Raw genomic sequence first — 12163 nt, forward strand, 5'->3', positions numbered from 1 at the left:
TCACTGTCCTGCTCCCTGGCTGCTGTGGGGGTGGTCGAGTCCGCTGAGCGAGTTCGGTCGGCGCATCACGCGGTCCACGCCGTCGAGGATCCGGTCGAGGTCCGGGAGGTGGTGGAACTCGAGCTTGGAGTACGGGTAGGGGATGTCGAAGCCCGTGATGCGGACGGGGGCGTGCTCGAGGTAGTCGAAGCACCGCTCCGTGATGCTCGCGGCGATCTCCGCACCGAGCCCGCCAGACTGCGCGGCCTCGTGCGTGACCACGAGCCGCCCCGTCTTGCGGACGGACGCCTCGACGGTCGCGAAGTCGATCGGGGCGAGCGACCGGAGGTCGATCACCTCGATCGAGATGCCGTCGTCGGACGCGGCGACGGCGGCGTCGCGGGCGGTCGGCACGAGCGGGCCGTAGGTCACGAGCGTGACGTCCGTCCCCTCGGTGACCACGCGTGCGGCCCCCATGTCCGACGACGCTGGATCCGCTGCCTCGTCCACCTCGCCCTTGACGTGGTAGCGGCGCTTGGGCTCGAAGTACAGCACGGGGTCGTCGCTGGCGATGGCCTGCTGGATCATCGTGTAGGCGTCCTGCGGGTTCGAGACGCTGACCACGCGCAGGCCGGAGGTGTGGGTGAAGTACGCCTCGGGCGACTCCGAGTGGTGCTCGGGCGAGCCGATGCCGCCGCCGAAGGGCACGCGGATGGTGAGCGGCATCTTCACGGCGCCCTGCGTGCGGTAGTGCAGCTTCGCCACCTGGCACACGATCTGGTCGAACGCCGGATAGATGAAACCGTCGAACTGGATCTCCACCACCGGGCGGTACCCGCGGTAGGCCATGCCGACGGCCGTGCCCATGATGCCGGCCTCGGCGAGCGGGCTGTCCATGACGCGGTGCGGACCGAAGTCCTTCTGCAGCCCGTCCGTGATGCGGAAGACGCCCCCGAGCTTGCCGATGTCCTCCCCCATGAGGATCACCTTGGGATCGTCGTCCATGGCGCGGCGCAGGCCGGCGTTGATCGCGCGGCCGAAGGTCATGGTGGACATCAGCGTTGTCCTTCCTGGGGTGCCCGGGTGAAGGAGGCGAGGTAGCGCTCGTAGTGGTCCTGCTGGCGGTCCAGCCAGGAGTTCGGTGTGCTGTAGACGTGCTTGAACACGTCGGACGGCGCGGGTTCGGGCATCGAGAGGCAGCCCTCGCGCAGTGTGGCGGCCACGGCGTCGGCCGTGGTCTTCACGGAGTCGGTGTAGTCGGCGTCCAGCAGCCCGAGGGAATCGAGCAGGGTCGCGAGGCGTGCCAGCGGATCGCGCGCCGCCCAGTCCTCGAGTTCGTTGGGGTCCCGGTAGCGTGAGGGGTCGTCCGCGGTCGTGTGCGGGCCCATGCGGTAGGTGACGGCCTCGATGAAGGTCGGTCCGCCGCCGGAGCGGGCTCGTGCGAGGGCCTCACGGGTCACGGCGAGGCACGCGAGGACGTCGTTGCCGTCCACGCGCACGGACGGGATGCCGAAACCGGGAGCCCGGCGCGCGATCGGCACGTGGGCCTGCAGCCCCACGGGCTCGGAGATGGCCCAGTGGTTGTTCTGGCAGAAGAAGACGACCGGCGCCTGGTAGCTGGCGGCGAAGACCATGGCCTCGTTGACGTCGCCCTGGCTCGTGGCGCCGTCGCCGAAGTAGCTGACGGCCACGGAGTCGGCGCCGTCGTTGATGATGCCCATCGCGTACCCGGTGGCGTGGAGGGTCTGCGCCCCGATGATGACCTGCGGGGTGGCCATGTTGATCGTGTAGGGGTCCCAGCCGGAGGAGGCGTTGCCCCGCCAGACCCGGAGGATGTCGGTGAGGTCCACCCCGCGGCAATAGGCGACGGCGTTCTCCCGGTAGCTGGAGAACACGAAGTCGTCGGAGCGCAGCGCGCGGCCGGACCCGATCTGGGCCGCCTCCTGGCCCAGCAGCGGCGGCCAGAGGGCGAGTTCCCCCTGGCGCTGCAGCGCGGTGGCCTCGGCGTCGATGCGCCGCACCACCACCATGTCCTCGTAGAGCCCCTGCAGTGCGGCGCCGTCGACGTCCGCCACGAGCGCGTCGTAGTGCGCGTGGGGGTGGCGGCGGCCGTGGGAGTCGATGAGCTGGACGAGGTCGTCCGCACGGGCGTGGGCGGGGCCGGGGAGCACCGTCCCGCTTCCTGGTCCGGCGTCGATCTCGCCGGTGGATCCCGATCCTGGCCGGGCGCCGTCCTGGGCCATTGCACGCAACCTTCGCATTCGCAGCGGACCCTCCGCCGGCGGTCAGCGCGGCTGGAAGGGCTCCGGGCGCCTTCACCCGGAGTGGTTGTGACCCTACTCACACCGCACAGGTGGCACAACCATCCTGTCCTCGACTGAGCAGACTGCGCGGTCAGGGCCTCGGGGGCCGTGTTAGCGTTGCGCACTATGCAACCCCTCGACCTCACCGACACCCGCCTGCTGCAGGCCCTGGCGAAGGACTCCCGGCGCACCGTCGTCGCGCTCGCCCAGAAGCTCGGCCTGTCCCGCAACACGGTCCAGGCGAGGATGGCGCAGCTCGAGAAGAAGGGGGTCTTCCTCTCCTTCGAGCGGCGCATCAGCACCGTGGCCCTGGGCTATCCCCTGACCGCGTTCATCCACGTCCATGTGCAGCAGCAGAAGCTGGCGGACATCACCCGCAGCATCGCCGCGGTGCCCGAGGTGATCGAGGCCTTCGGCCTGACCGGGCAGGCCGACATCCTGGTGCGCGTGGTCGCCCTCGACGCCGAGGACCTCTTCCGGATCAACGGCAAGATCCTCGGTTGCGACGGCGTGGAACGCTGCGACACGTCCCTGGCCATGGGTGAGCTCATCCCGTTCCGGGTCGAGCCGCTCCTGGCCCGCGGACCGCGCCCCACGGGCTGACGGCCCGTCCCGGAACGAACCGGGCCGCCCCGGAACGGAGGAGGCCGCCCCACCGTGCGGTGGGGCGGCCTCGCTCGTGCGTGGATCCGCGGATCAGTGGTCGGTGGCCTTCTCGGCACCGACACCGGTCAGCGAGCGCACCTCCATCTCGGCCTGCTTCATCGGGTCCTCCGGGGTGCGGGAGAGCGTGGTGCCCAGCCAGCCCAGGAAGAACGCCAGCGGGATCGAGACGATGCCCGGGTTGCTGAGCGGGAACACCGAGAAGTCGGCACCCTGGATCATCGACTTCTCGCCGCCGGAGACGACCGGGGAGAGCGCGATCAGCAGGATCGCCGAGCCGAGGCCGCCGTACATGCTCCAGACCGCACCCTGGGTGTTGAACTTCTTCCAGAACAGCGAGTAGAGGATGGTCGGCAGGTTGGCGCTGGCCGCCACGGCGAACGCGAGCGCCACGAGGAACGCCACGTTCTGGCCCTGCGCGCCGATGCCGCCTGCGATCGAGAGCAGTCCGATCACGATGACGGTGCGGCGGGCCACCTTGACCTCGCCGTCCGGGTCGACCCGGCCCTTGCGGATGACGCTCGCGTAGATGTCGTGGGCGAAGGAGGCCGCGGCGGTGATGGTCAGGCCGGCGACGACCGCGAGGATCGTGGCGAAGGCGACGGCGGAGATGAGTCCGAGGAGGATCGATCCGCCGAGCTCGTAGGCGAGCAGCGGGGCCGCCGAGTTCACGCCGCCCGGAGCGGCCAGGATGCGTTCCGAACCGATGAGCGCACTGGCACCGTAGCCGAGCACGAGCGTGAAGAGGTAGAACGCGCCGATGAGCCAGATGGCCCAGACGACGGACCGGCGGGCCTCCTTCGCCGTCGGGACCGTGTAGAAGCGCATGAGCACGTGCGGCAGGGCGGCGGTACCGAGGACGAGCGCGAGCGCGAGCGAGAGGAAGTCGAGCCGCGTGATGGCGCTGAGGCCGTACTGCAGGCCGGGGCTCGTGATGGCCGCGTTGCCCGAGGTCTCGATCGCCGCGCCGAGCAGGGTGGAGAAGTTGAAGTTGTGCAGGGCCAGGACCCAGACGGTCATGATGAACGCGCCGGAGATCAGCAGGCAGGCCTTGATGATCTGCACCCAGGTGGTGCCCTTCATGCCGCCGATGAGGACGTACATGATCATGAGGACGCCGACGACGGTGATGACGAGGGACTGGCCGAGGCGGTCGTCGATGCCGAGGAGGAGGGAGACGAGCCCGCCGGCGCCCGCCATCTGCGCGAGGAGGTAGAAGAAGCAGACGGCCAGCGTGGTGATGGCCGCCGCGATGCGGACGGGACGCTGCTTCAGGCGGAAGGACAGGACGTCGGCCATGGTGAACTTGCCGGTGTTGCGGAGGAGTTCCGCGACCAGCAGCAGGGCCACGAGCCACGCGACGAGGAACCCGATCGAGTACAGGAACCCGTCATAGCCGTTGATGGCGATCGCGCCGACGATGCCGAGGAAGGACGCCGCGGAGAGGTAGTCCCCCGCGATGGCGGTACCGTTCTGTCCGCCGGTGAAGGAGCGGCCGGCGGCGTAGTAGTCGGCCGCGGTCTTGTTGTTGCGGCTCGCCCTGAGCACGATCACCAGGGTGACGGCGACGAACAGTCCGAAGATGGTGATGTTGAGCAGCGGCGAGCCGACGGTCGTCGTCTCGGCGGCCTGGAGCGGTACGCGGACGCCCGCACTCATGAGAGGGATCATTTCTTTCCGCCTGACGGGTCGATGAACGCTTCGGGTGCCGCTTCCTCGAGCTCGTGCCGCAGGTTCGCGGCGATCGGGTCGAGGCGCCGGTTGGCGTAGCTGACGTACCACATGGTGATGGCGAAGGTGCTGACGAACTGCAGCAGTCCGAGGACGATGCCGATGTTGATGTTGCCCATCACCGGTGTGGCCATGAAGTCGTGCGCGTAGGCGGCCAGCAGCACGTAGGCGAAGTACCAGAGCAGGAAGAACACTGCCATGGGGAAGACGAAACTGCGGTGGCGCTTGCGCAGTTCCCTGAACTGCTCGGTCTGCTGGACGTCGGTGAAGTCGACGGCAGGACCGGAGCCGGCGATCGGCTCTCCTGGGTGCGAGCCCATGGTTCCTCCTTCTTTCTCGGGAGTCACTCCAGCCGCGAGGGCGGCACCGTCGCAACGCAGGAAGGCACGTCGGTGTGACTCCCATCACTGTGCGGGACGGCTGCGGGGTGCACCAGCCGGACACGGACGTCCGTCGCCGAGCGCGCCGGTGGATGCGGTGAACGGTCACCGGAGGCGCCGGGCGGGGAACCCGGGCGGCTACTGTGGAGCAATGTTCAGCGCCGCCGTCGACACCGCCCTGGTGTGCGCCGTCGTCGTCGTCACCCTCGCCGTGGTCGCCTCCCTCGGTTTCCGCCTGTCGCGCTCGTACCGGGACCTCGGGTCCGACGCCGACCGCGCCACCTACGCCACGCTCCATACCGCGTCGCTCGCCTCCGAGCACCTGCGCGAGGGCCTCACGCCGGCGGGTGCCTCGAAGGCGAGCCGGTACCTGCACGGGCTCCTGCGGTGCGACGTGCTCATGATCAGCGACGACGCCGGTGTGCTCGCCTGGGACGGCGGACGCGGGACGCCGCCGGACCTGATGCCCCTAATCCGGCAGGTCCTCGAGAGCGGCCGCACGCAGGTGTTCCGCCGCCAGCACCTCGAGGCCGCGGGCCTCGCGGAGCCCGGCGAGCTGGTGCTCTCCCCCATCCGCGTGGACGACCGCGTGGTCGGGACGGTCGGAGCGGTGGCCGACGACGTGAACGCCGGCCTCGTCCGGGCCACGAACGAGCTGGCCGGCTGGGTGTCCACCCAGGTGGAACTCGCCGAACTGGACTATTCCCGCCGGCTCCTCGCGGAGGCCGAGGTGCGGGCCCTCCGCGCCCAGATCAGCCCGCACTTCATCTACAACTCGCTCAACGCGATCGCGTCCTTCATCAACACGGACCCGCAGCGCGCCCGCGACCTCGTGGTCGAGTTCGCGGACTTCACGCGCTACTCGTTCCGCCGCCATGGCGACTTCACCACCGTGGCGGAGGAACTGCGCAGCATCGACCGCTACCTCCTCCTCGAACGCGCACGGTTCGGCGACAGGCTGAAGGTCTCCCTCGAGATCGGCCCCGAGGTGCTCAGCACGGTCATCCCGTTCCTCAGTCTCCAGCCGCTCGTGGAGAACGCGGTGCGCCACGGGCTCGATTCGAAGGACGGCATCGGGAACATCACCATCACGGCGCACGACGTCGGTGCCTTCGCCGAGGTGACCATCGAGGACGACGGCGTGGGGATCGAGCCCGAGCACCTCCGGTCCGTGCTCGCCGGGCACACCGAGGGCGTGCACGTGGGCCTCCGCAACGTCGACTCCCGCCTGCGCCAGGTGTACGGCGACGACCACGGGCTGATCATCGACACCGCGCCCGGTGCGGGCACGCTCATCACGATGCGTGTACCCAAGTCCCAGCCGGATCACCAGGCATGAGGCGCGTAATCTAGGACGCATGCTGAACGTCATCATCGCCGACGATGAACTCCCCGCCGTCGAGGAACTGGCGTTCCTGCTCGGCCGGGACGCGCGCGTCGGGACCATCCACCGCGCGTCGAGCGGTGCGGAGGCACTGAGGGCCCTCGAACAGCACCCCGTCGACGCCCTCTTCCTCGACATCCACATGCCGGCCCTCTCGGGCCTGGACATCGCCCGGGTGATCTCCCGCTCCAGCCGCCCGCCCGCGGTCGTGTTCATCACCGCGGACGAGGACCGCGCCCTGGAGGCCTTCGAACTGCGCGCCGTCGACTACCTCCTGAAACCCGTCCGCGCGGAGCGCCTCGCGGAGTCCGTGCGGCGCGTGTGCGAGCTGATGGAGGGCTCCACTCCCGCTCCGGAGGTCATCACGGTGGACCAGGGCGGCGTCAGCCGCATGATCCGACGCGACGACGTCCGCTACGTCCAGGCGCAGGGCGACTACGCCCGCCTGCACACCTCCGAGGCGAGCTACCTCATCCGCATCCCGCTCAACGACCTCGAGCGCCAGTGGGCCGACGCCGGGTTCCTGCGGACGCACCGCTCCTACCTCGTGGCCATGGACCAGGTCCGGAAGGTCCGGATCAGCGCCGGCCGCGCGAGCCTGTTCGTCGGCGACGCCGAGCTGCCGGTCAGCCGACGGCATCTGCCGGACGTGCGCGAGAAACTCGAGGCCACGCGCCTCCGCCCGGGCCAGTGATCCCCGAGGAATCCCGTCGACCCCCGGCGGCCGACCCCCCGGCGGCCCCGGACGCGGCCGGGTCGCCCCGCCGCGTCCGGGTGACCGCCCCGCGGACGGCCGCCCGCGCCACGGGGGCGTCCTTCCCCGTGGCCCGCGAGATGGCCGAGCAGTCCGAGGTGGGCCAGGTGTTCGTCGCCTCCCTCATCCGGTCGCAGCTGCGCCTCGCCCTCGTGGTGGCCGGCGGCTTCCTGGTCATCCTGATGGGTATCCCGGTCCTGTTCGCGGTGTTCCCGGCCATCGAGACGGTGACGGTCCTGACGGTCCCCGTCCCCTGGCTGATCCTCGGCCTCGGGGTCTACCCGCTGGTCATCGGCTGCGCGGTGCTCTACGTGCGCAGCGCCTCCCGCAACGAGCGGCGCTTCCAGGACCTCGTCGATGACTGACGCGCTCGATGCCGCCGGCCTGCACCTGAGCCCCGCCGTCGGTTACACGGCCCTGCTCCTCGTGGCCCTCAGCACCGTGCTCATCGGCATCTACGGGCTGCGCATCTCACGGACCACGGGCGATTTCTACGTCGCCTCCCGGACGGTCCGCCCCTGGTGGAACGCTTCCGCGATCGGCGGCGAGTACCTGTCCGCCGCGAGCTTCCTCGGCGTGGCCGGGCTCATCCTCATCTCCGGGGTGGACGCCCTCTGGTTCCCGATCGGCTACACGGCCGGCTACCTCATGCTCCTGCTGTTCGTCGCCGCTCCCCTGCGCCGCTCGGGCGCCTACACCATCCCCGACTTCGCGCAGGCGCGCCTGGACTCGCTGCTGGTGCGCCGCGTGACCAGCATGCTCGTCGTCGTCGTCGGCTGGCTGTACATCGTGCCGCAGCTCCACGGTGCCGCCCTGACGGTGCGGATCACCACGGGCCTGCCGTCGTGGGTGGGGCCGCTCGCCGTCGTCGTCGTCGTGTGCCTGAGCGTCGTCACGGGCGGCATGCGCTCCATCACCTTCGTCCAGGCCTTCCAGTACTGGCTGAAACTGACGGCCCTCGCCGTCCCGGCGGCGTTCATCCTGTTCCGCCTCGGCGCCGAGGGTGCGCAGATCACCGCGGGAGGCAGCGCGTTCACGGCCGACCTGAACACGACGGCGCACGCGTCCCTCTACGGCACCCTCTCGCTCGTCATCGCGCTCCTGTTCGGCACCCTCGGACTCCCGCACGTGCTGGTGCGTTTCTACACCAATCCCGACGGGGCGTCCGCGCGGCGGACCACGGTGCTCGTGCTGGGCCTGCTCTCGGTCTTCTACCTGTTCCCCATGGTGTACGGGATCCTCGGCCGGATCCACACCCCTGAACTCGCGGCGCGGGGCGCCTCGGACGCCACGGTCCTCCTGCTGCCCGGGCGCATCTTCGACGGCGCCACGGGCGACCTGCTGTCCGCGCTGGTGACCGCGGGCGCCTTCGCCGCGTTCCTGTCGACGACGAGCGGTCTGGTGGTGTCACTGGCAGGGGTGATCAGCCAGGAGTTCTTCCAGGGCAGCGTGACAGGGTTCCGGCGGGCCGCGCTGCTGTCCACGGTCGTCCCCCTCACGATCGCCCTCCTGACGGACACCCTCGCGCTGGCCGGCAGCGTCGGATCCGTCTTCGCGTTCACCGCCTCCACCATCTGCCCCCTGCTGCTGCTCGGGATCTGGTGGCGAGGCCTCACGGACGCCGGAGCGATCGCCGGCATGCTCGTCGGCGCGGTCCTGTGCGGCGGGTCGATCGCCGCGACGGCCCTGCTGGGCCCCGGGGCAGGCGACCGCTGGGTGTGGCTGGGCCAGCCGGCCCTGTGGACGGTGCCGGCGGCGTTCCTGGCCATGGTGCTCGTGTCGCGGGCGACGGCGGGGCGGCGACCGGCGACGGCGTCGCGGGTCCTCGCGCGCCTCCACAGCCCGGAGCCGCGGTAGCCGGGACACGGCCGCGGGTCGGGGTCAGTCGATGCCGGCCATGAGGTCGATGACCCGGTCCAGGAACGCATCCACCTGGTTCTCCTCGTAGCCGTCCGCTCCCCTGGCCTCACGGAACACGGCGCGGCGGACGGCGTCGACGCTCAGGGGGACGTGGTTCTCGAGGTACTGCAGGAGGTCGTCGCACAGGCGGTCGACGTCCTCGACGTCGTAGCTGGGGCTGCCCGGCTTCACGGGCCGGCGGAACCGCTCGCCCGCCGGGCGGTGGAGCCTCCGACGCAGCACGGCGGCGGTCCGGCCGATCTGCCGCAGCCAGGCGTCCTCACCCTCGGTGCTGATCAGGTGGTCGCGCTCGCGCAGTGCGAAGGCGTCCTCGAGCCGGTCCAGCGCGGCGTCGACAGCCTGGGTCTCGTAGCCGCCGCGGGCCGGGTCGAAGGCCATGGCCCGGACCTCCCGGCTGGTGACGGCGTCCGCGTCCGGGTCATCGGCGTCGTAGGAGCCGCGCGCCCTGGCCAGGAAGCGGTCGACCTGGCGGGTTTTGTAGCCGAGTTCCCGGCGTCCGACGCGGGCGAACGGGGAGCTACCCGGGCGGGCGACGTCCATGTGTGCTGATCCTTCTGCCGAGACCTCCAGGGACAGGGAGCCCGGGGGCCCCGGGATCCCCCCGCCTGCCTGCGGTCAGAGCAATCCCGGCACCAATGTAGCGGACAGCAGGTACGCCACCGGGGAGGCCAGGACGATCGAGTCGAGGCGGTCCATCACCCCGCCGTGGCCGGGGAGGATCGTGCCCATGTCCTTCACACCGAGCTCCCGCTTGATCATCGATTCCGCGAAGTCGCCGGCCGTCGCCGAGGCGACGGTGGCGACGGCCAGCGCCAGGCCGACCCACAGCGGCTGCCCGAGCAGGAGGACTGCGCACAGCCCGCCCACGATCAGCGCTCCGCCGATGGAGCCGCCGAAGCCCTCCCAGGATTTCTTGGGACTGATCTTCGGCGCCATGGGGTGCTTGCCGAAGAACGCGCCGATCAGGTACCCGAAGGTGTCGTTCGCGACGACGAGCAGCAGGAGCGTGGCGATGATGAGGAAGCCCCCGTCGGCGCGCATCAGCAGCACCGCGAAGCTCATCATGAACGGGACCCAGAGCACGGTGAACGTCCCGGCCATCAGGCTCTTCGCGGCGTCCGGCGCAGGGTCGAGCGAACGCCAGAGGAAGATCACGACGACGACGGCGGTGATGGCCGCGGCGAGCCCCTGGGGCCCGCCGACGTAGGCGGAGGCCGGGAGCACGAGCGTGCCCGCCAGGGTGGGCACGAGCGGCACGCGGATGCGGCGCAGCCCAAGGGCCCGGGAGATCTCCCAGACCCCCAGGACGGCGAACAGCGTGACGATGCCGACGAACACGATCGGGGAGAACAGCAGGCCCACGAGGACCGGGATGAGGAGACCGGCGCCGACACCGATGGCCGCGGGGAGGTTGCGTCCCGCCCGGGACGGCGTTCCGGGGTCCCGGGCGGGACGTCGCCGCTTCAGCACTCCGAGGACGGACGTACCGCGGGCCCGCAGCGAATGGCGGGACGGGGAGGCGAGGTCCGCACCGGGGAGATCGTGGTCCGCCATCAGACCTCGAGCAGCTCGGTTTCCTTGCGCTTCAGCAGCTCGTCGATCAGGTCCACCCGCGCCTTGGTCATCGCGTCCAGTTCCTTCTCCGCACGCGAGCCCTCGTCCTCACCGGCGTCGCCGTCCTTGACGACCTTGTCGATGCCGTCCTTGGCCTTGCGGCGGATGTTGCGGATGGAGATCTTGGCGTCCTCGGCCTTGGTCTTCACGAGCTTCACGTACTCCTTGCGGCGCTCCTGCGTCAGCTCGGGCAGGACCACGCGGATCACGTTGCCGTCGTTGGACGGGTTGGCGCCGAGGTCGGAGTCGCGCAGGGCACGCTCGATGTCGTTGAGGGAGCCGCGGTCGAACGGCGTGATCAGCAGGGTGCGCGCCTCCGGGTTCTGGAAGGACGCGAGCTGCTGCAGCGGGGTGGGTGCGCCGTAGTACATGACCACCACCTTGGAGAACAGGGAGGCGTTCGCGCGGCCGGTACGGACCGTCGCGAAGTCCTCCTTTGCAACCTCCACGGCCTTGTCCATCTTGTCGGTGGCTTCCAGCAAGGTCTCTTCGATCACAATGTCTCCTTCGCTCCGCAGTCGGCTGCACGGCAACCGTTCCAGTGGTTCATCCTAGTTCAACGGCGCGCCGCTCCCGGCGGCGTGGCCTGCCCCGCCCCCCGGGGAGTCAGATGGTGACGAGGGTCCCGAGTTTCTCGCCGCGGATGGCACGCGTGACGTTCCCCTCGCCCTGCATCCCGAAGACCACCATGGTGAGGTTGTTGTCCTTGCACATCGTCATGGCGGTCTGGTCCATCACGCGGATGTCCCGGCGCAGGGCCTCGTCGTAGGACAGCGTGTCGAGTTTCTCCGCCGTCGGGTCCTTGTGCGGGTCCGCGGTGTACACGCCGTCGACGCCGCTCTTGGCCATGAGGACCTCGTCCGCGTGCACCTCCAGGGCGCGCTGGGCGGCGACGGTGTCGGTGGAGAAGTAGGGCAGTCCGGCCCCGGCGCCGAAGATGACCACGCGGCCCTTCTCGAGGTGCCGGATGGCGCGCCGCGGGATGTACGCCTCGGCGACCTGACCCATGGTGATGGCGCTCTGGACGCGGGTCTCGACGCCCGCCTGCTCGAGGAAGTCCTGCAGGGCCAGGCAGTTCATGACCGTGCCGAGCATGCCCATGTAGTCGGCACGGGAGCGGTCCATGCCGCTCTGCGACAGCTCGGCGCCGCGGAAGAAGTTGCCGCCGCCCACGACGATCGCGACTTCCACGTCACCGACGGTGGCGGCGATCTGCTGGGCGATGGACCGCACCGTATCGGGGTCGACGCCCAGCTTGCCGCCGCCGAAGACTTCACCGGAGAGCTTGAGCAGGACCCGGCGCCGACCCGCGGGACCATCCGTCGGAACAGTGGAAGTGGTGTCCATGAAATGCCTCCCGGGCATAGTAGTGGGGCCGGTCCTGGTGGGACGGCCGATCATGCGGGTGGGATGGTGCCGGACCCGTTACAGGATA

13 protein-coding genes are annotated in these 12163 nt (G+C 70.1%); 5 read left to right on the forward strand and 8 right to left on the reverse strand.

The features are described 5' to 3' along the window. Both ACX80P_RS04855 and pdhA read right to left on the reverse strand, forming a co-directional pair. Nucleotides 1-1035, reverse strand: a complete 1035-nt coding sequence (locus ACX80P_RS04855; protein ID WP_459276924.1) for an alpha-ketoacid dehydrogenase subunit beta — start codon at nucleotides 1033-1035, stop codon at nucleotides 1-3. Continuing rightward, nucleotides 1035-2222 (reverse strand): pyruvate dehydrogenase (acetyl-transferring) E1 component subunit alpha, encoded by a 1188-nt coding sequence (pdhA, locus tag ACX80P_RS04860; protein ID WP_459276925.1) that lies wholly within the window; start codon nucleotides 2220-2222, stop codon nucleotides 1035-1037. Before pdhA ends, ACX80P_RS04855 begins: the two co-directional genes overlap by 1 nt. 186 nt (nucleotides 2223-2408) lie before the next feature. Here pdhA and ACX80P_RS04865 point away from each other — a divergent pair, with 186 nt between their 5' ends. Then, nucleotides 2409-2885 carry an Lrp/AsnC family transcriptional regulator gene (locus ACX80P_RS04865; RefSeq protein ID WP_459276926.1) on the forward strand — a complete coding sequence of 159 codons (477 nt, stop codon included), beginning with the start codon at nucleotides 2409-2411 and terminating at the stop codon, nucleotides 2883-2885. 93 nt (nucleotides 2886-2978) lie between these two features. Here the strand turns inward: ACX80P_RS04865 and ACX80P_RS04870 are convergent, their stop codons facing one another. Further along, complete coding sequence (locus ACX80P_RS04870) at nucleotides 2979-4604, reverse strand: monocarboxylic acid transporter (protein ID WP_459277496.1); 1626 nt, start codon at nucleotides 4602-4604, stop codon at nucleotides 2979-2981. A gap of 8 nt (nucleotides 4605-4612) precedes the next feature. Then, entirely contained in the window at nucleotides 4613-4996 is a 384-nt protein-coding gene (locus ACX80P_RS04875; RefSeq protein WP_459276927.1) for a DUF485 domain-containing protein, read from the reverse strand. A gap of 211 nt (nucleotides 4997-5207) precedes the next feature. Here ACX80P_RS04875 and ACX80P_RS04880 point away from each other — a divergent pair, with 211 nt between their 5' ends. From ACX80P_RS04880 to ACX80P_RS04895, 4 genes are read left to right on the forward strand one after another with little or no spacing between them, the layout of a single operon-like run. Next, nucleotides 5208-6395, forward strand: a complete 1188-nt coding sequence (locus tag ACX80P_RS04880; protein WP_459276928.1) for a histidine kinase — start codon at nucleotides 5208-5210, stop codon at nucleotides 6393-6395. 19 nt (nucleotides 6396-6414) lie between these two features. Beyond that, the gene (locus ACX80P_RS04885; protein ID WP_459276929.1) at nucleotides 6415-7134 is read left to right on the forward strand and encodes a LytR/AlgR family response regulator transcription factor; all 720 of its coding nucleotides are present in this window, start codon (nucleotides 6415-6417) and stop codon (nucleotides 7132-7134) included. Continuing rightward, entirely contained in the window at nucleotides 7131-7559 is a 429-nt protein-coding gene (locus ACX80P_RS04890) for a DUF485 domain-containing protein (RefSeq protein ID WP_459276930.1), read from the forward strand. The genes ACX80P_RS04885 and ACX80P_RS04890 overlap by 4 nt, the downstream gene beginning before the upstream one ends. Nucleotides 7560-7584: 25 nt before the next feature. Then, nucleotides 7585-9051 carry a sodium/solute symporter gene (locus tag ACX80P_RS04895; RefSeq protein WP_459277497.1) on the forward strand — a complete coding sequence of 489 codons (1467 nt, stop codon included), beginning with the start codon at nucleotides 7585-7587 and terminating at the stop codon, nucleotides 9049-9051. A gap of 24 nt (nucleotides 9052-9075) precedes the next feature. Here ACX80P_RS04895 and ACX80P_RS04900 read toward each other — a convergent pair whose 3' ends face one another. The 4 genes from ACX80P_RS04900 to pyrH form a co-directional block, all read right to left on the reverse strand. Further along, entirely contained in the window at nucleotides 9076-9654 is a 579-nt protein-coding gene (locus ACX80P_RS04900; RefSeq protein WP_459276931.1) for a DivIVA domain-containing protein, read from the reverse strand. Nucleotides 9655-9729: 75 nt separating this feature from the next. Then, nucleotides 9730-10668, reverse strand: coding sequence for a phosphatidate cytidylyltransferase (locus ACX80P_RS04905; RefSeq protein ID WP_459276932.1), 939 nt, complete (start codon nucleotides 10666-10668; stop codon nucleotides 9730-9732). Beyond that, complete coding sequence (gene frr, locus ACX80P_RS04910; RefSeq protein WP_459276933.1) at nucleotides 10668-11225, reverse strand: ribosome recycling factor; 558 nt, start codon at nucleotides 11223-11225, stop codon at nucleotides 10668-10670. Before frr ends, ACX80P_RS04905 begins: the two co-directional genes overlap by 1 nt. A 109-nt stretch (nucleotides 11226-11334) precedes the next feature. Continuing rightward, complete coding sequence (pyrH, locus tag ACX80P_RS04915) at nucleotides 11335-12075, reverse strand: UMP kinase (protein WP_459276934.1); 741 nt, start codon at nucleotides 12073-12075, stop codon at nucleotides 11335-11337. Between the last annotated feature and the right edge of the window lie 88 nt (nucleotides 12076-12163).

The sequence above is a fragment of the Arthrobacter arabinosi genome, from assembly GCF_054511115.1.